Genomic DNA, 960 nt, shown 5'->3' with positions numbered 1-960 from the left:
CCGTAGCGGTCGTTCATGTAGTCCAGACCCCACTTGATCTGGGTGGCGGGGTTGGTCTTCCAGTCGGAGCCGGCCGAGGCCATCTTGGTGGCCGGCAGGGCCTGGACCAGGCCGTACGCGCCGCTGGAGGCGTTGGTGGCGGTGTGGTTCCAGTTGCTCTCGTGCTGGACGATGTTCGAGAAGCACTGGTACTGCGCCGAGTTGCCGATCATCTTCTGCGCGGTCGCCTGGGCCGAGGTGGCTGCCGTCGGCGCGGCCTGCGCGGGTGCGGCGGCGATCAGCGTGCCGCAGGCGGCGGCGGCGAGGGCGGCACCGGCGACGGCCTTCTTCGGGGTGGCGAGGGTGCGGAGGAGGGAAACGGCGGACACGGGCGGCCTTTCGGTCGGGAACGGGGTGGTCGCCGTGTGCGGTGCCGGATGCCGTGCGGTGCGCGGCGGGCATGCGTCGGCGCCGCGGCCCGGGAGGGCACGTCGGCGCCTGGCGACCGCTTCACCGAAACAAATCCGAGGTTTGACCGCAATGAGCCCTTTTACTACCCGAGGTCGCATATCGGACGTCGTGTCAGGGTGAGGACGGGGCACGGAGGCTTGGTGCGACCCGGCGGCGCCGGGGTCCGGCGCCGCGCCGCGACTACGGCCCCGCTTCGTACGTGATCCGCGTCATGTGGGGTGGTTCACCACCCCGGTCACGGACCGCGTGCGGCGTCTCACCGAGCGGGAGCGTCGAATGTGACCGGCGCCTCGAAGGCCGCCCTCCGGGTGGCGCGGCGCAGGGCCCGCAGGACCGGGGCGCCCAGCGCCAGGGTCAGCGCGACGGTGACCAGCGCCCGGCCCAGGTCCCAGCCGAGGGACGTGGCCAGGCAGTAGGCCAGGAAGCGGGCCAGGTTCGCGGGGACCGCCGCCTCCGGGTCGAAGGAGATGTTCGAGGCGAGGGCGGACATGAAGGGCCAGCCCGCCATGT

At 72.4% G+C, this 960-nt stretch carries 1 protein-coding gene and 1 pseudogene; both read right to left on the bottom strand.

All coding sequences use genetic code 11. The features are described from left to right. The coding region (locus B7L92_RS38415) for a lytic transglycosylase domain-containing protein (RefSeq protein WP_081241669.1) at positions 1-368 on the bottom strand (368 nt) is incomplete at its 3' end. 338 nt (positions 369-706) lie between these two features. Then, positions 707-960: pseudogene (locus tag B7L92_RS38410) on the bottom strand (ECF transporter S component); the annotation flags it as partial.

The sequence above is a fragment of the Streptomyces viridosporus genome (assembly GCF_002078235.1).
GTDB classification, from domain to species: Bacteria; Actinomycetota; Actinomycetes; order Streptomycetales; family Streptomycetaceae; genus Streptomyces; species Streptomyces viridosporus.
This window is presented reverse-complemented; position numbering and strand designations above follow the sequence as displayed.